Here is a 22226-nt window from a genome sequence, read left to right as displayed (position 1 = left end):
CGCTGTGCGGCCGACCAGGACATCCCCTTGGGTCATGGAACGGCACCCCGGCCAGGCGGCCGCACCGGATGAGCACGCCGAACTCGAAGCCCTGCGCGCCCGGGTGGCACAGCTGGAGCTCCAGGCCCCGGCGCGCTCCCGGCTGCGCCTGCGTTCGTTCTTCGCGGCCCTGCTGATCCTGGTGGCGGCCGTACTCACCCCGTTGAGCATCGTGTCGAGCTGGGCGAGCGATGTCGCCGGGGACACGGACCGCTACGTGGGAATGATGGAGCCGCTTGCCTCCGATCCCGATGTGCAGGCGGCGGTGACCACACGCGTCACCGACACCGTCATGACCCATCTGGACATCGACGCGCTGCTGGCGGACGTCGCTCCCGCCGACCGGCCCGTGGTGGACAAGGCACTCCGGAGGCTCGGCGATCCACTCACCACCGGCGTCAGGAACTTCGTCCACGGCACCGTGGAGAAGTTCGTGACGAGCGACGAGTTCGAGCGGGTGTGGCGCAACCTCAACAGATCCGCCCACGCCTCCGTCGTGAAGGCGCTGACCGGCGAGGGCGGCGGCGCGGTGAAGCTGACCGACGACACCGTCACCCTGGACCTCGCCCCGGTCATCGACCGGGTGAAGCAGCGCCTCGTCGACCGTGGCCTGACGGTGGCCGGAAAGATCCCGGAGGTCCACACCGACTTCACGGTCCTGACCTCGGACTCGGTCGGCAAGGCAAAGCAGGGCTTCCGGGCGCTCGAACTCCTCGGATTCTGGCTTCCCGTGGTCACACTGGTGGTGGCGGCGGGCGGCGTGCTGCTCGCGGTACGCCGCCGACGGGCACTGGTCACCACAGCGCTCGCGGTCGCAGCGGGTGCCGCACTGCTCGGACTCGGGCTGTGGGCAGGACGCGCCTTCTATCTCGACAGCCTTCCCTCGGACGTCTCGCAGCCGGCGGCGGGCGCGGTCTTCGACACACTGGCCGGCTATCTGCGGGCCGGGGTCCGGCTGGTGGTGACCGTCGGCGCGGTGGTGGCGCTCGCCGCCTGGCTCACCGGCGGGGGCCGCGCCGCAATCCGGGTCAAGGCGATGTGGAGCGGTGGCATCGGAGCCGTACGGGATGCGGCCGGTGTCACCGGCGGTCCGGTCGGCAGGTGGGTGCACCGGGCCAGGCGGCCGCTGAACTGGACGGTGGTCGTGGTGGCCGTCGCGGTACTGGTGGCGTGGGACCGGCCGACGGGCCTGGTCACGGTGTGGATCGCGATCTGCGCCCTGTTCGCCCTGGCGGTCGTCGAATTCCTCGACGACGACAGCACTCCGCACCTGGCGGCGCCGGCCTAGGGGGTTGTAATGCCCGAGTAACGGGCGGTGCGTACAACAGTGCCGTGCCGGTGACAGCTGGGCGGTGAGGAATGGGCAGCATCTCCGGAGCCACCGCTTCAGCATCTCCTCGTCGGTGCAAGGGCGGTGCCGCCGTTCCCGTGGGGGGTGACGGTGGCACCGCCCGGTTTCACATCCGGCCGAGGGCCGCGTCCAGTTCCGCCTCGTCGGGCGGGTTGGCACCGGCCCTGCCGACGGTGACGGCCGCCGATGCCGCCGCGTGCCGCAGGACGTCCGTCACGGTGGCCCGGTCCACTGTGCGCAGCCGTTCCCGGCCGGCCGCGCCGAGCAGTCCGTGTGCGGCGAGTGCGTGCAGGGTGCCGGACATGAAGGCGTCCCCCGCCCCCACCGTGTCGACGACCTCGGCGGGCAGCGCACCGACAGTCACCGGCCCGTCGGGCAGGACCGCGCATGCTCCGTCCCCGCCCCGGGTGACGAGGACGACGGCCGGGCCGGTGTCGAGCCACCTCCCGGCGACCTTCACCGGGTCCTCGCCCGGATAGAGCCACTCCAGGTCCTCGTCGCTGGCCTTGACCACGTCGCTGAGCGCGACACAGCGCTCGGCCTTGCGCACGGCGGCCCCGTGGTCCCCCATCAGCTCCGGCCGCACATTGGGGTCGTAGCTGACGGTCGCGCCCGTCCGCAGTGATTCGACGGCCGCGACGACGGTGGCCGCTCCCGGTTCCATCACCGCCGCGATCGACCCGGTGTGGAGGTGCAGCGGCGCCCTGTCCAGCGGGACCGCACCGAGTGTCCAGGTGATCTCGAAGGTGTACGCGGCCCGGCCCGTGCCGTCCAGAGCCACGGCAGCGGACGGGGTGGGGTCGGTGGAACCGTCCGTACGGACGTCGACCCCGGCTCCGGTCAGGTGATCGCGGATCAGCCGTCCGTTCTCGTCCGCCCCCAGCTGGGTGAGCAGCGTCACGCCGTGTCCGAGCCTGGCCAGGCCGTACGCGACGTTGGCCGGGCTGCCTCCCGGGTGGACCCGGTCGGCCGCATCCGGCAGCCGGACGATGTCCGCGACGCATTCACCGATGACCAGCAGGTCGAGTCTGTCGAGCATGAGGGTGAGGTCTCCTGTTGTGCGGTGGCGTAGGCGTCCTGGCACAGGTCACTGCCCGCGAACGCGTTGCGCCCGATCCTGCCGTGTACGGACCGCTCCGGCCGGTACCGGGGCCCCCGCCCTTGGCTACGCGTCCAGCGCGTCGGCCACGAGCGACAGGAACCGCGCATGGGCGCGCGCGCTGCACACCGGCTCGGGATTCCAGGGCACCACCCGCGCCGAGCGGACGACCGACGCCCACGGCCCGTCGGTCCGGAGCTCGTCGAGCGGGGTGGCGTTGGCCCGGATGTCGGCGAGCACGACGGCCGGACGCAGCGCGGCGGCCTGCCCCCAGCCGACCGTCGACCAGTTCGCTCCGGGTCCCTCGGCGGGTTCCACCAGGCCGACGCCGAGCTCGGTGAGCACCCGCAGCTCGGGCCACATGCGGGGGCGGGCCAGATGGGCCTGCTCCTGGCCGGCCGGGGACAGGGCGAGGACCCTCGCCCTGTCCGGGCCCGCGGTGAGTACGCGCAGCCGGTCCCGGGCCGCCTCCAGCTCCTGGGTGGCCGCCGCGGGCTCCCCGGCGCCGAGCGAACGCGCCAGTTCCGCGAACCGGTCACCGATCTCGGCGAGGGTGCGGGTCTGGCCCACGTCGATGACGACGACCGGGACGTGCCCCTCCAGATGCTTGGCCGTCTCCGGATCGAGGCCGTAGACCTGGCCGCCGCCGTAACTGACGGCCACCACCAGGTCCGGCTCGCCGCTGAGCAGCGCGTCCACGTCCAGCGTGGCGCCCGCTCCGGCGTAGGCGACGTCGGCCAGGGGCAGCGATCCCGTCTTCGCCGTGTCCGGTACCGCGGGGTCGTCGTGACCCGAGCCGAATATCCCGGTCGGGCGGATGCCGTGATCCCATAAGGTCGCACCGGCCTGGACATAGGCGAGGACCCGCGTCGGGCACCGCCCGGCAGTCGACACCTGCCCGCGGTCGTCGGAGAATTGCCACACGGTCTGCTCCCTCACGTCACACACCTCTCGCCACCGGCTGCCCGCCCCCGTCGCGGTCCCGTCCAGGACTACCTGCCCAGCGAAACCCCGCGGCACCCGCGGCGCAGGGGACCGACTACAGGTCCGGCGCGGTGGAGCGCACCAGGTAGGTGACGGGGCCGGGGTCCGGGACCTCGATCTCGGCGAAGCCGAGCCGGTCGTAGAAGGCCCTGGCCGGCGTGTTGGCCGTGAGCATGGACAGGTGAACGCCCTTGACCCCCTTGGCATTCAGGGCGGCGAGGAAGGTGCGCATCAGCTCCCTCCCGTACCCCTTGCGCTGCCAGTCGGGCAGCAGGTCGATGTGCAAGTGGGCCGGATGGTCCGCGAGTTCGGGCAGGACCATCCGCTCCGGGTTGTGCAGGAGACCGATCATCTCGTCGCTGGGGCTCCGCGCATCACCGTCCGGCCGCGGGTAGCGGTCCTCGACCAGGGGCAGCCAGCGTGTACGGAACTCCGTCACAAAGCGAGCTGTGTCTGCCGTCCCGAGGATGTAGCCGACCGCCCGCCCCGTGCCGTCGTCGATGACGAAGGCCAGGTCGGGTTCGAGGTACGCGTACGGCGCGGCGAAGATCGACGGCATCAGCTCCGGGTCCGGATACAGATGCCGGGAGTCGCCGCCGTTGTCGGCCGTCCGGACGCAGATGTCGGCGAGGGCCACGCGGTCGGCGGATCGGTAGGCCCGTGGGCCGGGAAGAAGGGTCACCGCCTCATCCTGCCGAACGTGAGAGCGCTCCCACAAGGCGTTGGGCCCACGCTGTGGCGACGGCTGGCGCCGGCCGGTCCGGCCATGCCTGACGGTCGTCAGTCGTTGACCGCCGTCAGCAGCACCACGGCGTCCTCCAGGGCGAGCAGCCCGTGCCGCTCCTGGGGGATCGGGTGCAGACGTCCGGCGGCCAGTTCCACGTCACCGGAAGCGGCCGTGAGCCGCACCGTGCCGCGCAGCACCTGGAGGGAGGCGGCGGGCGGGGCGTTGTGCTCGTCGAGGGCGCGGCCCGAGGCCAGCGCGATGACGGTCTGGCGCAGGGTGTCCTCGTGGAGCAGGAGGTGGGCACTGCGGCCGTGCGGGGAGGTGCGGGCCGCGGCCAGGTGCTCGTCGGCCAGGGCATTCAGATCATTCGGAGCGTCCATGTGCCCACTCTGCCGCAGCCCCCGCTCCCCCGCGATCCTGCCGGACCCGGCCGTGCGCCTGGATACGCGGCCGGGCCTGTGAAGAGGTGCGCCTTCGGCCGGACCGGTGTCCGGCAGTGTCGCGCACGCGGCGTGCGGGAACCGCCTCGTGCACGGCGCGGAGCGCCGCCCGGCGGACCGGACGGCGCCCCTGGGTGCGGTGCGGCCTACGGATTGATGTTGATCTTCATGGTGGACGTCGTGTTCTTCACGTCCAGGGCGTTGCCGCTGAGTTTCAGCCCGTTGAAGGTGACCTCACCGACGGCGGGCCCCTGGCCGGCCTCGGGCATCTCGTTGGCCCACAGCCCGAATCCGGACCTGGCGTCGTAGGCGTCGCCGCTCTTGCGCGCGCCGGAGATCGAGATATCGGTCAGGATCGTGTCCTTGATGGGGAACTGGGGCTGTCCTCCTACGTAGTTGGTCTGGAACATGATGCCGCTGTACGTCGGGTCGACGATGTCGACGTGGTTGATCCGGATGCCCTGGAAGACCTTGGAGGCGGAGAACAGCCAGATGCCGGGGAAGGTCTGCGACCCCCAGAAATGGCCGCCGGAACGGAGAACGGAGACGTTCTCGACCGTGGTCGGACCGGTCCCGAATCCGTTCATCGGATAGCCGAAGTCCAGCGAGCTGACGGTGATGCCGGAGTAGACCAGGGTGTCCGCGATGAGGATGTTGCGGAAGGTGTTGTCGTACCCGCCGTAGACGGCGACACCCGCGGCCCGCCAGGTCAGCAGGGACGTGAGGTTCTCGTAGACGTTGTTCTTCATGTCCGCGCCGCCGGAGTCGATCGCCGAGAACAGCGCGAAGCTGTCGTCGCCGGTGGCCCGGGACTCGTTGTTCACGACGTGGTTGTCCGTCGAGCCGTTGGTCATGTTGATGCCGTCGGCGAACGTGTTCCGGATGCGGGAGTTCCTGATGGTGATGCCGTCGGTGTTGGCCCCCCAGTAGAGGCACACCTGGTGCTCGTTCCAGACGTTGTCGATCACGATGTCCGAGACGTTGGAGAAGTCGAACACCTTGCCGGGGCCGTCGATGCGCGAGGTGTAGTTCCCGAAGTAGGCGAAGTTCGAGAACGACGAGCCCTTGGCGCTGGCCTCGGCGCGGAAGCCGTTGTCGGTGTTCTCCTGGGACGAGGGTGCGAAGAACCTGGTGTACCAGGGTCCGGCGCCGACGACCTTGACGGCCTTCCCGTAGACCTGGAACTTGCTCGCGGTCTGGTAGTCACCGGCCGGCAGGTAGACACCGACCAGCTTGCCCGTGGTGTCCATCCGGACCTTGTCCAGGGCGTTCTGGACGTCCTGGTGGGTGAACCCGGTGGGAACGGCGTAGGCGGCCGCGTCCGGGTTCGGGATCTGGGTCGCCTGCTCCAGGCTGACGAAGTCGATCGCGTACGTGCTGGTGTTCGCCGCGTCCTTCTGGAGCCGGATCCTGCTGCCGGCCGGCACGGTCCTGCCCAGCAGCATGTTCGCCTCGTCGTAGATGTGCCGCGGCGAACCCGAGCCCGGGGAGTTGCCCGGACCGGTCTCGGCGCCGTACAGCCACGCGTACTTCGAGGTGAGGTCGATCGCCTTGAGGAAGGTGCCGTCCACGTAGACGTTCAGCTTCGAGTCGATGCCCCCGCCGCCCGCGGAGTCCGGGATGGAGAAGCGGGTCACCAGGGAGTTGGTGCTCGCCCTGGTGGTGAACTCGACGTAGTTGCCGGTGCTGTTGAGGGTGACGGCCTTACGGCCGGACGCCTCGCCCGCGACGTCGCCGACGGTCCTGTTCGGGCCGACGACCTGGGCGCCGCCACCGGTGACCCCGTCCTCCGCCTCGTACATGTCGTACGGCATGTTGGCGCCGCGTCCGACGAAGAGGGAGCTGGTGGTGGTGTTGTTCTCGCGCTTCACCGGCAGCTCGTTGGTGTCGTCGGCGATCACCGTCTTCACGGAGTACGAGCCGTTGACCGCCGTCCAGCTGCCCAGGCTCACCGGGGCGCTCGTCGCACCCGCGGCAATCGCCCCGGTGTAGGTGCCCGTGAGGGTCTTCACCGTGGCGCCCTTGGAGTCGAGCAGGGTCAGCGTGATGGCGTGGCCACCCGCTGCGGAGGCCACCGAGCCCTGGTTCTTGAGGGCGACGGAGAAGGTGACGTTCTGACCGGCGGACGGGGCCGACGGGGAGGTGCTGACCCCCGTGGAGACCAGGTCCGAGCTGGCGACCGGCTTCACGACGAGGCCGGTCGTGCTGGTGTAGGTGTTGTCGGTCTCGTTCTGCTCGATGACCTCGTTAGCCGGGTCGGCGACCGCGCTCAGTGCGTACGTGCCCGCGTCGCGCGAACCGATGTCGGCGCTGACCTGGGCGGAGGCCCCGCCCGCCAGTGCGCCCACGGACGCGGTGGCGACCTTGGAGCCGCCGAGCCGGAACTCGACCTTGCTCGCCGGTGCCGCGACCGAACCGCTGTTGCGCACCGTCGCGCTGAGCGTGACCGGGTCCGACTCGACGGGCGCGGCCGGGGCCGCCGTCACCGAGCTGACCTGGAGGTTCGGGTTGGGCGCCGGAGCACCCAACACCTGGAACTCCGCGACCTGACCGGCGCCCGATCCGGTGTTGGAGTTGAACTTCAGCTGGACGTCGGCGACCCGGCCGCTGACCGGAATGGTCACCGTGTTGCCGCTGCCCGGGCTGAAGGCGTAGTCCTTGGCCGCGGCCAGGCTGGTGAACGCCGAGGCGCTCTGCTCCCGGCCGAGGACCTGGATGTTCTGCGTCCTGGCCCCCCAGCTGCTGTCCGGGTTGAGCTTGACGACGACGTTCTCGGTGTCGGCGTTGGCACCCAGCTTCACGGTCAGGGTGTTCGGGTAGCTGCCCCCGGCGCCTTCCCAGTAGGTGGTCACACTGTTGTCGTTGGCGTTCTCCGCGACGAACGTGTGGACCACGGACGAGGCGGTGATGGGCTTGCCGACCGCGAGGTTGGACGCCGAGCCCGTGCTGCCGTTACGGGTGACGGTGTTGCTGTCGCCCGAGACGTTGCCCGCAGCGTCCTTGGCCCGGACGGTGTAGGAGACGGTGGTGCCGGCGGACTGGGTGTCGGTGTAGGTGGTGACATCGCCGGCCACGCTCTTGCGCAGCACGTTGTTGGCGTAGATGTCGTACCCGGTGACGCCCTTGTTGTCGGTGGACGCCTGCCAGACCAGCTTGATCTGACCGGCGGTCGCCTCGGTGAAGCTCAGGTTCGCCGGTGCGGTCGGCGCCTGGGTGTCGCCGCCGCTCCCGGTCCGGGTCACGGTGTTGCTGTTCGCCGAGGCGTTGCCCGCCGCGTCCTTGGCCCGGACGTAGTACGACACGGTGGAGCCGGCCGGACGGGTGTCGGTGAACGTGGTGACGTTACCCGCCACGCTGGTGAGCAGCGCGTTGTCGGCGTAGATGTCGTAGCCGGTGACGGCCGTGTTGTCCGTCGACGCGTTCCAGGTCAGCTTGATCTGGCCGGTGGCCGGTTCGGTGAACGCCAGCTGCGAGGGTGCGGTCGGCGCCTGGGTGTCGCCCGACTCGGGTCCGTAGATCTCCAGCTCGGAGACCTGGGCGCCCGGCTGGACGGAGTTGGCGCTGACCAGGACGCGTACATAGCGCGTGGTCGTGGCGTCGAAGGTGATCGTCGCCGACTCGCCGGCCGTCGGGCTGAAGGTGTACGCCGTGGGCTGCGTCAGGTCGGTGAAGTCCGAGCCGTTGGAGCTGCCCTGGATCTTCAGCGTCTGGCTGCGGCTCTCCCAGCCGTCCGGCAGCCGCAGCACCACACGGTCGACCCGCACCGAGGAGCCGAGGTCGGCCTGGATCCACTGGGGCAGTTCGCCGTTGCGGCTCTCCCAGTAGCTGGCCGCGTTGCCGTCGTTGGCCTGGGCGGCGATGTACGTCTGGGTGTAGCTGCTGGCCGTGAGCGTGCGGCCGGCCGCCAGGTTCACCGACGACTCGGCGGCCGCCCGGACCTCCAGCTCGGCAAGCTGGCCGTTCTTCGACGCGGTGTTCGCGGTGATGTTCGCCCGTACGAACCGGGCCATGGTGGCCGGGACCTCGATGGTCACCTGATTGGAACTGCCCGGCGCGAAGGTGTAGTCGGCCGAGGTCTTCAGCGTGGTGAAGCTGGTGCCGTCGGCGCTGCCCTGGAGCGAGAGGGTCTGGCGGCGGCTCTTCCAGTCCCCGGGAAGTTTCAGGGTGATCCTGTCGATGCGGGTGACCTTGCCCAGGTCGCTCTGCACCCATTGCGGCAGGGCGCTGCCCGCCCCTTCCCAATAGGTCGACCGGTCTCCGTCCGCGATGTTTCCGGCGGCTCTTCCGCTCCCGGCGCTGCTCGCCGCCGCCCTGTGACCGGCGGCGATGTTCGGTCCGCCGGCCGCCGACGCGTTGAGCGCCGGCCAGCCGACCACCAGCAGGCTGGTGGTGACGGCGGCGGAAAGGGCACGCCGTCTCCAGCGTTGGGTTCTCATATGTCCCCGATCTTCGGCCTCGGCGCAGGGCGCGACCCAGGCGCGGCTCTGTCTGCGTACCTGTCGAGGCATCGATTCCTGCACCAACAGGATGGGCTTTTGCGTTTAGCGGTCAGAGAGTTGCAGAGAAATGCGAGCGAGTCCACCGTTGCGGCAGAAGTGGAATCCCCGGACGGCTCCGCAAGCACACAACAACCAGGGCGACAATCAAGGCATTTGGCCGACGAACGGGCAGACGTGGTCGCGTCCGGGTTTCACGCAAGGAATTTGCGTGAAAATGAAAGGTGCTGAAAGGTTCCAGCTCGGAGGGCCGTAAGACGGCGGTCGGCGGCCTGTCCGCAGAGCGTAGGATCGCGCTGTTCGTACACCCGAGACCTCTTGAGAGACCTCTGCCCGGTGACGGAGTCGGCGTGGGGTGCGCGTCCCTGCTCCACGCCAGCACAGGACGGTTCCAGGCGATGACCATGGGTCGGCACATCAGGACGCCGACGGCCCCGGGCGGTCCGCCCCGCCGGGCAGCGAAAGAGACGCGCCGTGACGTCGGCGACCTATCGCACCCTGCTCCGCACCCCCGGGGCCGCAGCCTTCTTCCTCACCGCCACCACCGGCCGCCTGGGCATCGCCATGACCGGCCTCGGCATCATCTGGCTGGTCCACGGCCGAACCGGCTCCTACGCCGCGGCCGGGCTGGTCACCGGCGCCTTCGCCGTCGCAGAGGCGCTGGCCGGGCCCCAACTCGCCCGGCTGGTCGACCGATTCGGCCAGACCCGGGTGCTGCCACCCGCTCTCCTCGCCCACACCATCGCCGTGGTCTCGCTGCTGGCCCTCGCCGGAAACGGCAGCCCGCACGGACCGTTGACCGCGGCCGGAGCACTGGTGGGCGCCACGATCCCGCAGCTCGGCGCGTTGTCGTCCACCCGCTGGTCGGCACTGCTGCGCGGCGAGCACGCCGAGGCGCTGCCCACCGCCTTCGCCCTGGAATCGCTCGGCAACGGACTGTGCTACCTGGCCGGACCGGCCCTGGTCACCGCGGTCGGAGCGAGCAGCAACCCGGCACACGGCATGGTGCTGGCCACGTCCTTGGTGGTGGGCGGCGGACTGGGCTTCGCCGCGCGGGGCCGCCGTATCAACTCCGGGCTCCCGCCTCATCGACCGACGAGCTGATCACCGCTCGATGACGAGCGGGTCCCGCGACCGCGGCACCCGCTCGTCTCCTCAGTCTTCGTACGCCATCGGTTCAGCTCGCCGGTTCAGCCCGCCGGGCTCCAGCGGTACCTGACGTCCGGCTCGTTCTCCTCGTTGCGACTGCCGTCGTCGAACCCGACGGCGGTGAATCCGTGCCGCTCGTAGAAGGCCCGGGCATCGGCATTGCGCTGGAAGGTGTACAGGGCGAGCCCATGCGGGCTGCGTTCCCTTGCCTTCGCCAGCAGCTGCGTTCCAATGCCCCGTCGCCGCATGTCGGGGCGCAGATAGAGCTGTTCGATCTCATCTCCGTCGACCGAGACGAAGCCGACCGGCTCCGCCGCTCCCCCGTCCCCCTGGAGCTCGGCCACCCACACGTCCGTGGCGGGCAGCACGACGTGCGTCATCCAGCCAAGTGTCGCCTCGTCACTGTGCACCCGCGGCAGGTACGGCAGGGCGGCGGCGCGGGAATCGAGAAGGAGCCGGGTGAGGACGCCGGCGTCCTCGGCGCGGGCCTCACGCAGCAGTACCGCGCCGGAGTGCGGGTGGCTGTCCGATGGCATCCGGGGTCTCCTGTCCTGAGGGGCCGGGCGACCGAAAAGCCCGCCGCGCCTCGTGAGCACGCTGAACTGGCCACCCTGTGATCGAACATACGTCGGCCCCGGTCCGGATCTCCATAGGATATCGGTGACCGCTCCGCCGTGACACGCCCTCACGGCTCCCTCCCCGGCGAAGGAATCGACGTTACGGTGTATCAGCCCGAGGTGTTCGCATTCCCCGAGCACGGCCACCGGCTCCCGCCCTTCCGCTTTCCGCCCGGCGCCCCGTCACTGTGGCTGGTGGACGCGGTGCGGCTCGGCGGGCATGCGCAGCTCATCGCGCCGGAGATCCTCGATGCCGGTGAGCTCGGCAGGGCGGCGCGTCTGGCCGTCGCGGCCGACCGCAGTTGTTACGTCGCCGCGCATGTGGCCCTGAGGCTGCTGCTCGGAGCGCGGCTGGGGGTCGCGCCCGGTGCGGTGCCCCTCACCCGGGAGCCGTGCCCGTCCTGCGGTGGCCCGCACGGCCGTCCCGCGACCGACGGCGGTCTGCACTTCTCCCTGTCGCACACCCACGGAGTGGCACTGCTGGCGTTCGCGGAGGTGCCGGTGGGGGTGGACATCGAGCGGATCCCGAAGCCCGGGGTCGTGTCCGACATCGCCGATCAACTGCACCCGGCGGAGTCCCGTGAGCTGGCGGAGCTTCCCGAGGAGCTGCGGCCGGTCGCCTTCGGCCGGGTGTGGACCCGCAAGGAGGCATATCTGAAGGGCGAGGGCATCGGCCTGGCCGGCGGACTCGCGGCCGAGCACGTCGGCACCGGCCCCCGGCCGCGGCCGGGCCCGGCGGGCTGGGAGGTCACCGACGTGGAGGTACCCGCCACATACGCGGCGGCGGTGGCCGTCCGTGCGGCGGGTCAGCCGACCGCCCGTGACGGCGACCGGCGAAAATGACACGGCGGGCAGATCGTACCGACCGACCGATACGGAGGAGTGGCAGATGCCGCAGACACGAGCCGGGCAGCAGGCGCGCCCGGAGGACCTGACCGATGTGGCGCGGCTGGTGACGGCGTATTACACGCTGCACCCCGATCCGGCCGAACCGGGCCAGCGGGTCGCTTTCGGCACCTCGGGGCATCGCGGGTCGTCGACGGCCACCGCGTTCAACGAGGACCACATCGCGGCGACGAGCCAGGCGATCAGCGAGTACCGGGCACGGCAGGGGACGGACGGGCCGCTCTTCCTGGGCGCCGACACCCATGCGTTGTCGGAGCCCGCGCGGGTCACCGCCATCGAGGTGTTCGCCGCGAACGACGTGACCGTGCTGATCGACTCCGCCGACGGCTACACGCCGACGCCGGCGGTCTCGCACGCCATCCTCACGTACAACCGCGGGCGTTCGTCGCAGCTCGCCGACGGTGTGGTGGTCACTCCGTCGCACAATCCGCCGGGTGACGGCGGGTTCAAGTACAACCCGCCGAACGGCGGCCCGGCCGGGTCGGAGGCGACCGGCTGGATCCAGGAACGGGCCAACGAGATCATCACCGGCGGCCTCAAGGACGTGCGGCGCATGCCGTACGTCCGGGCGCTGGCAGCGCCGTCGACCGGAACGTACGACTTCCTGGGCAGCTATGTGGCGGACCTGCCGTCCGTGCTCGATCTGGACGCGGTGCGCGCGGCCGGGGTACGGATCGGGGCCGACCCGCTGGGCGGTGCGTCGGTCGCCTACTGGGGCCGCATCGCCGAGGAGCACCGGCTCGACCTGACCGTGGTCAATCCGCTCACCGATCCCACCTGGCGGTTCATGACGCTGGACTGGGACGGCAAAATCCGGATGGACTGCTCCTCGCCGTACGCGATGGCCTCGCTGATCGGGCAGCGTGACCGCTACCAGATCGCCACCGGCAACGACGCCGATGCGGACCGGCACGGCATCGTCACCCCGGACGCGGGGCTGATGAACCCCAACCACTACCTCGCCGTGGCCATCAACTACCTGTACGCGCACCGGGACCGGTGGCCGGCGGGTGCGGGCATCGGGAAGACCCTGGTGTCGTCCGGCATGATCGACCGGGTCGCCGCAGACCTGGGCCGGCAGCTGGTGGAGGTGCCGGTCGGCTTCAAGTGGTTCGTGGACGGCCTGGCCGACGGGTCGCTCGGCTTCGGCGGCGAGGAATCTGCCGGGGCCTCGTTCCTGCGCCGTGACGGGTCGGTCTGGACGACGGACAAGGACGGCATCCTGCTGGCCCTGCTCGCCTCCGAGATCCTCGCGGTGACGGGCGACTCGCCGTCCCAGCACTACGCCGCGCTGACCGCCCGGTTCGGTGAGCCGGCCTACGCCCGGATCGACGCCCCCGCCGACCGCGAGCAGAAGGCCGTACTGGCACGCCTCTCCCCCGAGCAGGTCAGCGCCGACACCCTGGCGGGCGAACCGGTCACGGCCGTCCTCACCTCGGCGCCGGGCAACGGGGCCGCGATCGGCGGGATCAAGGTGACGACGGAGAACGCCTGGTTCGCGGCACGGCCTTCGGGCACCGAGGACGTCTACAAGATCTACGCGGAGTCCTTCCGGGGCGCCGAGCACCTCGCCCTCGTCCAGGAGGAGGCCAAGGCCGTCGTCTCCGCCGCCCTGGACGCCTGACACCGCGGTGGGAGGCCGCCCTCCCCTGCTCCGTTCCGACCGGGAACATGGGCCCTGCACGCAGCCTGCTGGCCGGGCACATACCCGTACCGGTCGATAGAATTCGGGCATGGGAGAGCGGCCTGTCGCGCCGACTGCGCCCGAGCTGGTACTCGAAACCGACGCAGGACCCACGGTGATGAGTCCGGGCCGGGAGTACCACGTCGGACGCGACCCCTTGAGCGACATCGTGATCGACGACGTCCGGGTCTCCTGGCACCACGCGGTGCTCAGGCCCGTGGACGGTCACTGGTCGATCGAGGACGAGGGCAGCACGAACGGCACCTACACCGGTGGCCGGAGGATCCATGAGTCGGGCATCGGGCCGGGCAGCGTGATCCGTTTCGGCCATCCGGCGGACGGACCGCAGGCCGTGCTGAGCGGCCGGCCGACGCCTGCGCCGGCGGCCCCGGGCCGTCCGTCGGCCGTCTCGATGCCCGCCGCGACCGGCACGTTCCGGCAGCCGACCACCGTACGACCGCTGCCGTCCCGCACCGTACGGATCGGCCGCGGTTCCGGGAACGACCTGGTCGTCGACGACCTGAGCGTCTCGCGCCGCCATGCCGAACTGCTGGCCCATACGGACGGCACGTACGAGATCGTCGACCTCGGCTCGCACAACGGAACCTTCCTCAACGGCCAGCCGGCCGACCGCGCACCCGTCTCCCCCGGAGACATCGTCGGCATCGGCCACTCCGCCTTCTGTCTGGTCGGCGACACCCTCCAGGAGTTCGTCGACACCGGTGAGGTGTCGCTCGACGTGCAGGACCTGGCGGTCACCGTCGACAAGGGACGCAAGACTCTGCTCGACCACGTCTCCTTCCCGGTGGGCGAGAAGTGCCTGCTGGGAGTGGTGGGACCCAGTGGCGCGGGCAAGTCCACCCTCCTGAACGCCCTGACCGGGCTGCGCCCCGCCGACGAGGGCACCGTCCTCTACGACGGCCGCGATCTCTACCACGACTACGCCGAACTGCGTCAGCGCATCGGACTGGTGCCCCAGGACGACATCCTGCACGCCCAGCTGACGGTACGCAGGGCACTCGGTTACGCCGCGGAGCTCCGATTCCCGCAGGACACCGCCAAGTCGGAGCGGCGGGAGCGGGTCGCCGAAGTGGTGCGGGAGCTGGGGCTCGACCAGCGGGCCGACCAGCCGATCCACAGTCTCTCCGGCGGGCAGCGCAAGCGGGTGAGCGTGGCGCTGGAGCTGCTGACGAAGCCGTCGCTGCTCTTTCTCGACGAACCGACGTCGGGCCTCGACCCCGGCATGGACCGCTCGGTCATGCACATGCTCCGCGGCCTCGCCGACGACGGGCGCACGGTCATCGTCGTCACCCACAGTGTGCTGAGCCTGGACGTGTGCGACCGGCTGCTGGTGCTCGCACCCGGTGGGAAGATCGCCTACTACGGTCCGCCCGAGGAGGCGCTGGCCTTCTTCGGTTTCGCCGAGTGGCCGGAGGCGTTCGAGGCCTTCGAGAACGACCGCGAGCGGCCCTGGGCCGATGAGTTCGCCGCCTCCCCCTTCCACCGGCGGTACATCGCCAACGCCAGCGCGCAACCCCTGCTGCCCCATGCGGCTGCCGCGGAGGTCGCACCGCCGCCGAAGACCCGCAGCTGGGGTGCGCAACTGCGGACCCTGGTGCGGCGGTACGCGGCCGCGCTGAGCGCCGACCGGACGTTCCTCGTCATCATGATCGCGCTGCCGTTCGTGATGGGCGCCATGACACGGGCCCTCGCCGGGAGCAGGCTGACCCAGGAGACGGCGATGAACGCGCTGCTGATCCTGTGTGTCGGCGGTGTGCTGACGGGCGCGGCCAACGCGGTGCGCGAGCTGGTCAAGGAGCGGGTGATCTACCAGCGGGAACGAGCCGTCGGCCTGTCCAGATCCGCGTACCTGATGTCCAAGGTCGTGGTGCTGGGCACCATCACGGTGCTCCAGGCCGTCGTGCTGACCCTGGTGGGTCTCGTGGGAGTCGATCTCAACGCCCCCGGCGGGAAGGGCGTTCTGCTGCCACCGCTGGTCGAAATCACCTTGACGGTGGCGCTGTTGTCCTTCACCGCGATGATGCTCGGCCTCCTGGTGTCCGCGCTGGTGCGCAAGGAGGAGGTCACCATGCCTCTCCTGGTGCTGCTCGCGATCGTCCAGGTCGTCTTCTGCGGTGCGCTGCTGAAACTGCACGGGGTACCCGGCATCGAGCAGTTGTCCTGGCTGATTCCGTCCCGCTGGGCGCTCGGAGCCATGGCGGGAACGATCGACCTGGCCAGGATCGTGCCGGGGAAGCTGACCTCGGACCCCCTCTTCGAGCACTCCGCCGGGATCTGGCTCCTCGACATGGGGATGCTGGTGGTGCTGTCGGCCGTCTTCGGATTCGCGGTGGCCAGGCTGCTGCGCCGGCACGAGCCCGCCATCATGCGGAAGTAGGAGCGGCCCATGGAGACCGAGGACTTCCGCCCCACCCATGTCGTCCCCCAGGACGGGCTGCCCGCCTGGGAGGCGCCCGACGTCTCCCGGCCCACCGAACCGCTCGACCCGCTGCTCCCCGTCCAGTTGCTCGACCGGCGCGGCGACTGGGGACAGGTGCTGTGCGCCAACGGCTGGTCGGCCTGGGTCGACGGCCGGCTGCTGGTGTCCGTACCGCACGATCCGCCGCAGGCCGGGCAGCCGATGGCCCGTACGGCGGACCCCCGGCCGCTTGTCGCCCGGGTCCAGGAGTCACTGGAACGGTTCCACCGGGCGTCCGAGGATCTCATCGAGGGCCGCATCGACGGGGAGACCTTCCGCCGCCGCACCCAGGGGCTCCGGGCCGGTGTGGTCGTCGACGGCGAAGCCGTCTGGCTGTACGACGCGGAGCACGAGCGCTGGGTGTACACGGACGGGACCCGGCTGACGACCTACGCGGCGCAGTCCGGCCCCGGCCGGCCGAGCAGCGCCCCGGCGCCCGGGTCCGGCCCGGAGCCGACCCGGCTGGTCGATCCGGCGGCCCATCCGCGGACCCTGCCGGGTGATGCGTGATGCCCGCGGGCGATTCCTCGCTGCCCGCCGGGCGGCCCTCCGACCTGATCGGCCGGCAGATCGCCGACTACCTGGTGGAGGGCGAGATCGGGCGCGGCGGGATGGCGGTCGTGTACCGGGCCAAGGACCTGCGGCTGGACCGCACGGTCGCCCTCAAGCTGCTCGCCCCGGAACTGGCCCGCAACGACACCTTCCGTAAACGGTTCACGCATGAGTCACGGGTGGCGGCCGCGATCGACCACCCCCACATCGTGCCGGTCTTCGAAGCCGGTGAGACCGAGGGCATCCTCTACATCGCCATGCGCTACGTCGCCGGTCAGGACCTGCGTGCCCTCATCGACCGGCAGGGGCCGCTGCCGCTCGGAACCGCGCTCCGCATCGCCGCCCAGGTGGCGTCCGCGCTCGACGCCGCCCACGACCACGACCTGGTGCACCGGGACGTCAAACCCGGCAACATCCTGGTCGCGGCGGGCACGGACAGCGATCATCCGGAGCACGTGTATCTGACGGACTTCGGCCTGACGAAGAAGTCACTGTCGCTGACCGGGTTCACGTCCGTCGGCCAGTTCGTCGGAACGCTCGACTACGTGGCACCCGAGCAGATCTCGGGCCGTCCGGTGGACGGGCGCTGCGACGTGTACAGCCTCGCGTGCGTCGTGCACGAGACGATGGCGGGTGCGCCGCCCTTCCAGCGCGACGACGACATGGCACTGCTCTGGGCGCACCAGTTCGATCCACCGCCGGCGTTGACGGCCTTGCGCCCCGATCTTCCGGCGGGCGTCGACGCGGTGCTGGCGAAGGCCCTGTCCAAGAGTCCGGACGACCGGTACGACTCCTGCCTCCAGTTCGTCGCCGCGCTGCGCGCCGCCGCCCGGGGCGAGGTGCGGGGCGGCCATCCGCCGACGCAGGTGGACGGGCGGATCGGCGGGTGGCAGTCCGGGCCCGGGCCGCCGCCCGCACCTCCGCGGTGGGCGCTGCCGGTGTTTCCCGGGCAGCCGGGCTAACGCCCGTCCTGGGAATCCACTTCGCCGCGCCGGTGGACGCGGGCGGCGAGCAGCCCGCCGAGGAGACCGGTCACCAGCCCCCACAGGATGGCGAGTCCGAGGGCGCCCCACAGCCTCGGACGCAGCAGCACCTCGCCGCCCAGCCCGCCGCCGAGGCCCAGCAGGGACAGTCCGTAGTGCGCGGAGATCCGGACGAGCAGGCATACGGCGAACACGGTGAGGGTGAGTGCCGCCGCCATGTGCAGGGCGTGCTGCCAGGGGCGCATCCGGGCCGGTGAGCGTGCGGCCATCAGGAAGGCGGCGGCCAGGGTGAGCGCCGCTGCCACGACGACGCACCACCAGGCGCGGCCGTCCTGCTCGGCGAGCGTGCCGACGTTCAGGGTGGAGAGGTCAGGGGTCCGCAGGACGGAGTCCAGCAGCTGCGGCATCGGCAGCCCGAACGGCCCGTCCACCTTCCCCTCCCAGGACGCCCCGAGCCCCAGGGTGAGGACGAGCCAGACGAGGTTGGGCAGTCCGAGCAGGATCACCGCGAACGTCGCGGCGGGCTGCCCCTGTGTCACCGCGACGACGAGCGCGATGACCAGTCCCAGGGCCACGCAGGCGAGCAGTAGCGCCACCATCGCGTACGCGGCCGGCCGTACCGACTCCTGGAAACGCACCAGCCGGGCGGGAAGCGGCGCACCGCGCGAGACGAGCAGGGCCAGGACGAGGACACCGGCCAGCCAGAGCAGGCCGAGGACGAGGGTGAGCGGGATGTCGGCCCGGAATCCGGCCCGGGGCGAGGCGTCGAACACGCCGATGACACCGCCGGTCGGGTCGGCCCCGGGGATCGCGAAGGTCTGCCTGGCCAGGAGGGACAGGCCGATGAGCACCAGAGCCCACAGCAGCGCGATCCGGGCGGCCCAGCCGGCCAGTTCGCGGGTGGTGGCGACGGCGCGGTGTCTCAGGGGCCGCAGGAATCCGGCGGCGAGGACCAGCGCGCCGACGAGGGTGACCGAGAGCGGCAGCACCGAGATGTCCGCATGCGTCTGTGCGAGCTCGCCCGCGTTGCCCGACAGGTCGACCGATCCGCCCGCCGCCATGACGACGACGGCCGCGACCACCCGGGAGAACGAACCGCCGGGCAGATCCGTGGCCCCGGCCGCCCACAGGCCGAGGGCGGCGGTGACGCCCATGGCCACGAGTCCCGCAACAACGGTCAGGAGGGCGTCGCCCCATCCGTGTGCGGCGCGGACTCCCGTACCGCTCCGGCCGTCCGGTCCCTGTGTGCTCACGGGCCCACGCTAGGCAGGCGCGCTACGGGCCGCCCCTCGGGTGGGCCGACCGCGTCGGCTTGCGGGCCTCGCCGATATGGGGAACACAATGGCTGATACCGGAAGAATTCGGTAACGATCCTGGTGTGGGGAAGATGAGCCGTGAGTGACCAGCCGCCGTCGTCCGGCCGCCCCACCGGGCCGCCCTCGGGACCACTGTCGGGTCCGTCGCAGGGCGGGTCCGTCCCGCCGCCGCCCGAGCGCCCCTCCGGACCGCCACCCGGTCCGCCGTCCGGCGGCGATCACGGCGGTTCCGGGGGATCCGGGGGATCCGGGGGATCCGGGGGATCCGGCGGCTCCGGCGGCCCTGCGGGACCGGGTGAATCCCCGCAGGGTTCCGGCCGGGGACCCCGCACTCCTTGGTGGCGGTCGGTACCGAAGGTGGCGACCATCGCCGTCGTCATCGTGGCGGCGGTGGTGCTGACCGTCGTCCTCACCCGCCCGGACGGCTCGAACTCGGCGGGGGGCGAGGTGTTCCTCCAGGCGGCCGGTTCGGCCGGCCGCGCGCCGTTCACCGGCTCGACCGCACGCAGCGCACCCGGGGACGCGACGCCGACCACCGTGCCGAGTCCGGCGGCAAGCGCGTCCGGGACGGGGAACAACGTCACCCAGGGCGTGGACGGTTCGGCACCCGGCCTGTACGGCGGCACCCGCAAGGTCGCCAGCTGCGACGTGGAGAAGCAGATCACCGCCCTCACGGACCAGCCCGCCAAGAACAAGGCCTTCGCCTCGGTGGAGGGCATCGCCCCGTCCGGCGTCCCGGCGTATCTGCGCGCGCTGACACCGGTCCAGCTGCGGCTCGACACCCGCGTCACCAACCACGGGTACGAGAACGGCGCCGCCACGAGCTACCAGGCGGTGCTCCAGGCCGGTACGGCGGTCCTGGTCGACGACCGCGGTGTACCGAGGGTGCGCTGCGCCTGCGGCAACCCCCTGCTGCCACCGGTCGCTCTGAAGGGCACGCCGGAGGTGAAGGGCGATCCCTGGCCGGGCTACCGGGCCGGCCAGGTCGTGGTGGTGGAGCCCGCCCCGCAGCCGGTGAACGTGTTCGTCATGTTCGACCCCGGGACCGACGGCTGGTTCGAAAGGGACGCCGGCGACACGGGCGACGGCGACAAGAAGACCGACCCGCCAGCCGACTCGGGCACCTCCCCCTGCCCGCCGAAGTCCGACCCCTGCCCCTCGGACTCCTCCTCCCGCTCCCCGGGGTCCCACGAGCGGTCGTCACCCCCGACGGATGCCACGGATTCCGGTGAGCCCTCCACCGAACCTCCCTCGGCGCCTCCGACGTCCGAGGAGCCGCCTCCCTCGCCTCCGCCCTCTTCCGAGGCGCCGCCGCCCACATCGGAGTCGGCCCCCGAGCCCGTGACACCGCAGACCGGGGAGTCCGAGGCCCCGCCGCCCGCCCCGCCGGCCTCCGACGACGGGGCCTCGGACGCGGCGTAGCGCCCGTACCGGCCCGCCGGTCCCCCGGCGGGCCGTCCGTGGGGCCAGGGCGTCGGTCAGGGCGTCGACACGGTGGGCCGAGGCGCCGTCGCCATCCCGCTGCCGATGAAGAAGCTCGGGTGCGGCGGCTGGTTGTACGCGGTGTTCTGCCAGGCCAGGGCCGTGCGGTAGGTGGTGTCGTGGAGCAGTGTGGTGATCTTCGTGGCGGTCTCGTACGGCGTGGAGTAGATGCGCAGAGCGGTGTTGTTCGTGGTCGCCCAGACCACTTCCTCGCGCCAGTCGCCGAAGAGGTCGCCCGAGATCGCGGGGGTGGCCTTGGTCCCGTTGTTGGAGTGGACCGATGCCCCGGTCAGCTGCCGGGTGTCGGCGGAGGTGCCGTACTTGTCGATATGGGTGCCGTCGAGGAGTTCCCGGGTGGTGTCGCCGTCCCACCAGGACAGGAAGTTGGCGCTGGAGGGCTTGCGGCTCGCGACGACGGTGCCCTTGGGGTTACGGACCCCGTCCGCCGCGGACGACCAGGACTCGGCACCGGCGCTGCCGGACCAGATGTCGTCGCTGACGCCGCGTCCGTTGTCGCCGTCGGCGGGCGTCGACCAGATGATCTGGCCGGTCTTCGCATCCGCCATCCAGGACGAGGGCTTCGAGCTGTCCTCGTCGACCTTGAACTCCTCCAGGCCCGCGCGGGACGGGTCCAGGTCACCGACGTGCATGGCGTCGCCGTGGCCGTTCTTCGTGGTCCACAGGGCATTGCCGTTGTCGTCGACGGCCATGGCTCCGTAGACGATCTCGTCCTTGCCGTCCGCGTCGACGTCGGCGACGGACAGTTGGTGGTTGCCCTGGCCGTCGTATCCCTTGCCGGAGTTGGTCGAACTGTTGGTGTCGAAGGTCCAGCGCCGGGTGAACGCACCGTTCCGCCAGTCCCAGGCGGCGATCACCGTACGCGTGTAGTAGCCGCGGGCCATGATCAGCGAGGGCCTGGAGCCGTCGAGGTAGGCGGTGCCGGCGAGGAAGCGGTCGACACGGTTGCCGTAACTGTCGCCCCACGAGGAGACGGTGCCGCGCGCGGGGACGTAGTCGACGGTGCCCATGGCGGCGCCCGTCTGTCCGTTGAACATGGTCAGGTACTCGGGGCCGGACAGGATGTAGCCGGAGGAGTTGCGGTAGTCGGCCGACGCGCTGCCGATCACCGTGCCCCTGCCGTCGACGCTGCCGTCGGCGGTCTTCATCGCGACCTCGGCCTTGCCGTCGCCGTCGTAGTCGTACACCTGGAACTGGGTGTAGTGCGCGCCCGAGCGGATGTTGCGTCCCAGGTCGACGCGCCACAGCCGGGTGCCGTCGAGCTTGATCCCGTCGACGATCGTGTTGCCCGTGTAGCCGGACTGGGAGTTGTCCTTGGCGTTCGTGGGCTGCCACTTCAGTACGAAGTCGAGTGCGCCGTCCCCGTCGAGGTCGCCGACGGACGCGTCGTTGGCCTCGTAGGTGTAGGCGACGCCGTCGGGGGTCGTGCCGCCGGCGGGCGGGGTGATGGGCACGTCCTTGTAGCCGGTGCGGAACTGGATCGCGTGGACGGAGTCGCTCTGTTCGACTCCGCCGACGACCGCGCGCACGGTGTAGTCCGCGGAGTTGGGTGCCCCCGCGTGGAAGTAGTTCGTCGAGCCGGTGACCGGCGTGGCGTTGACCTTGGTGCCCGCCCGGTAGACGTTGAACGACACGTCGTCCGCGTCCGTGGCGAGCCAGCGCCAGCTGATCAGGTTGCCCGTGTCGGTGTGGACGCTGACGACGCCGCGGTCCAGTGCCTCCGCCTGGCGCGCGGTCGCGGCCTGCGAGGTCTGGCCGGTGACGACCAGTCCGGCGGCGGCCAGCAGACCGGCCGTGACGGCGCCGATCAGGGTCCGGGTGCGGGAGGTGCGGCGTCTGCGGGGGGAACGGGGATGCTCAGGAACCACGGTGCGTGCCTTCCGGAGTGGGGGTGGGTCGGGTAC

Annotated in this window: 16 protein-coding genes; 8 read left to right on the top strand and 8 right to left on the bottom strand. The window is 71.1% G+C overall.

What is annotated here, in order from left to right; genetic code table 11:
* Positions 1-34: 34 nt before the first annotated feature.
* Positions 35-1327, top strand: coding sequence for a hypothetical protein (locus tag OG912_RS35530; protein WP_327712921.1), 1293 nt, complete (start codon positions 35-37; stop codon positions 1325-1327).
* Positions 1328-1496: 169 nt separating this feature from the next.
* On the opposite strand, the gene OG912_RS35525 is transcribed toward OG912_RS35530, so the two are convergent.
* The 5 genes from OG912_RS35525 to OG912_RS35505 all read right to left on the bottom strand — a co-directional run bounded on the left by OG912_RS35525 (position 1497) and on the right by OG912_RS35505 (position 9076).
* Positions 1497-2429, bottom strand: coding sequence for a carbohydrate kinase family protein (locus OG912_RS35525; protein WP_327712920.1), 933 nt, complete (start codon positions 2427-2429; stop codon positions 1497-1499).
* A 126-nt stretch (positions 2430-2555) separates the two neighbouring features.
* The gene (locus tag OG912_RS35520) at positions 2556-3428 is read right to left on the bottom strand and encodes an ABC transporter substrate-binding protein (RefSeq protein WP_327712919.1); all 873 of its coding nucleotides are present in this window, start codon (positions 3426-3428) and stop codon (positions 2556-2558) included.
* A 100-nt stretch (positions 3429-3528) separates the two neighbouring features.
* A complete protein-coding gene (locus OG912_RS35515; protein ID WP_326734348.1) occupies positions 3529-4155 on the bottom strand; it encodes a GNAT family N-acetyltransferase in 627 nt (208 codons plus the stop codon).
* 98 nt (positions 4156-4253) lie between these two features.
* Positions 4254-4580 (bottom strand): cupin, encoded by a 327-nt coding sequence (locus OG912_RS35510; RefSeq protein ID WP_326734349.1) that lies wholly within the window; start codon positions 4578-4580, stop codon positions 4254-4256.
* Between the two features lie 206 nt (positions 4581-4786).
* Positions 4787-9076 carry a discoidin domain-containing protein gene (locus OG912_RS35505; protein ID WP_327712918.1) on the bottom strand — a complete coding sequence of 1430 codons (4290 nt, stop codon included), beginning with the start codon at positions 9074-9076 and terminating at the stop codon, positions 4787-4789.
* 534 nt (positions 9077-9610) lie between these two features.
* On the opposite strand from OG912_RS35505, the gene OG912_RS35500 reads away from it, so the two are divergent.
* On the top strand, positions 9611-10240 hold the full coding sequence (locus OG912_RS35500; RefSeq protein WP_327712917.1) for a hypothetical protein: 630 nt from the start codon (positions 9611-9613) through the stop codon (positions 10238-10240).
* 86 nt (positions 10241-10326) lie between these two features.
* Here the strand turns inward: OG912_RS35500 and OG912_RS35495 are convergent, their stop codons facing one another.
* Complete coding sequence (locus OG912_RS35495) at positions 10327-10821, bottom strand: GNAT family N-acetyltransferase (protein WP_327712916.1); 495 nt, start codon at positions 10819-10821, stop codon at positions 10327-10329.
* 186 nt (positions 10822-11007) lie between these two features.
* Here OG912_RS35495 and OG912_RS35490 point away from each other — a divergent pair, with 186 nt between their 5' ends.
* The 5 genes from OG912_RS35490 to OG912_RS35470 all read left to right on the top strand — a co-directional run bounded on the left by OG912_RS35490 (position 11008) and on the right by OG912_RS35470 (position 17485).
* On the top strand, positions 11008-11745 hold the full coding sequence (locus tag OG912_RS35490; RefSeq protein WP_327712915.1) for a 4'-phosphopantetheinyl transferase family protein: 738 nt from the start codon (positions 11008-11010) through the stop codon (positions 11743-11745).
* A 46-nt stretch (positions 11746-11791) separates the two neighbouring features.
* A complete protein-coding gene (pgm, locus tag OG912_RS35485; protein ID WP_326734354.1) occupies positions 11792-13432 on the top strand; it encodes a phosphoglucomutase (alpha-D-glucose-1,6-bisphosphate-dependent) in 1641 nt (546 codons plus the stop codon).
* Between the two features lie 109 nt (positions 13433-13541).
* Positions 13542-15890 carry an FHA domain-containing protein gene (locus OG912_RS35480; RefSeq protein ID WP_327712914.1) on the top strand — a complete coding sequence of 783 codons (2349 nt, stop codon included), beginning with the start codon at positions 13542-13544 and terminating at the stop codon, positions 15888-15890.
* Between the two features lie 9 nt (positions 15891-15899).
* Positions 15900-16481 carry a hypothetical protein gene (locus tag OG912_RS35475; protein WP_327712913.1) on the top strand — a complete coding sequence of 194 codons (582 nt, stop codon included), beginning with the start codon at positions 15900-15902 and terminating at the stop codon, positions 16479-16481.
* Entirely contained in the window at positions 16481-17485 is a 1005-nt protein-coding gene (locus OG912_RS35470) for a serine/threonine-protein kinase (RefSeq protein ID WP_327712912.1), read from the top strand. The genes OG912_RS35475 and OG912_RS35470 overlap by 1 nt, the downstream gene beginning before the upstream one ends.
* Here the strand turns inward: OG912_RS35470 and OG912_RS35465 are convergent.
* Complete coding sequence (locus OG912_RS35465) at positions 17482-18759, bottom strand: streptophobe family protein (protein WP_327712910.1); 1278 nt, start codon at positions 18757-18759, stop codon at positions 17482-17484. The two genes, OG912_RS35470 and OG912_RS35465, sit on opposite strands and share 4 nt — an antisense overlap.
* A 141-nt stretch (positions 18760-18900) precedes the next feature.
* On the opposite strand from OG912_RS35465, the gene OG912_RS35460 reads away from it, so the two are divergent.
* A complete protein-coding gene (locus OG912_RS35460; protein WP_327712909.1) occupies positions 18901-20244 on the top strand; it encodes a DUF6777 domain-containing protein in 1344 nt (447 codons plus the stop codon).
* Positions 20245-20300: 56 nt separating this feature from the next.
* On the opposite strand, the gene OG912_RS35455 is transcribed toward OG912_RS35460, so the two are convergent.
* Positions 20301-22190, bottom strand: coding sequence for a rhamnogalacturonan lyase (locus tag OG912_RS35455; protein ID WP_327712908.1), 1890 nt, complete (start codon positions 22188-22190; stop codon positions 20301-20303).
* Positions 22191-22226: the final 36 nt, after the last annotated feature.

The organism is Streptomyces sp. NBC_00464 (assembly GCF_036013915.1).
In the GTDB taxonomy this organism is placed as follows: Bacteria; Actinomycetota; Actinomycetes; order Streptomycetales; family Streptomycetaceae; genus Streptomyces.
Note: the sequence above shows the minus strand (reverse complement) of the source record. Positions and strands in the feature narration are given on the sequence as shown.

Bases quoted from the DNA above. Each gene is read 5' to 3' on its own strand.
- OG912_RS35530 (WP_327712921.1), top strand. From the start codon at position 35: ATGGAACGGCACCCCGGCCAGGCGGCCGCACCGGATGAGCACGCCGAA.
- OG912_RS35525 (WP_327712920.1), bottom strand. From the start codon at position 2,429: ATGCTCGACAGACTCGACCTGCTGGTCATCGGTGAATGCGTCGCGGAC.
- OG912_RS35510 (WP_326734349.1), bottom strand. From the start codon at position 4,580: ATGGACGCTCCGAATGATCTGAATGCCCTGGCCGACGAGCACCTGGCC.
- OG912_RS35505 (WP_327712918.1), bottom strand. From the start codon at position 9,076: ATGAGAACCCAACGCTGGAGACGGCGTGCCCTTTCCGCCGCCGTCACC.
- OG912_RS35495 (WP_327712916.1), bottom strand. From the start codon at position 10,821: ATGCCATCGGACAGCCACCCGCACTCCGGCGCGGTACTGCTGCGTGAG.
- pgm (WP_326734354.1), top strand. From the start codon at position 11,792: ATGCCGCAGACACGAGCCGGGCAGCAGGCGCGCCCGGAGGACCTGACC.
- OG912_RS35480 (WP_327712914.1), top strand. From the start codon at position 13,542: ATGGGAGAGCGGCCTGTCGCGCCGACTGCGCCCGAGCTGGTACTCGAA.
- OG912_RS35475 (WP_327712913.1), top strand. From the start codon at position 15,900: ATGGAGACCGAGGACTTCCGCCCCACCCATGTCGTCCCCCAGGACGGG.
- OG912_RS35470 (WP_327712912.1), top strand. From the start codon at position 16,481: ATGCCCGCGGGCGATTCCTCGCTGCCCGCCGGGCGGCCCTCCGACCTG.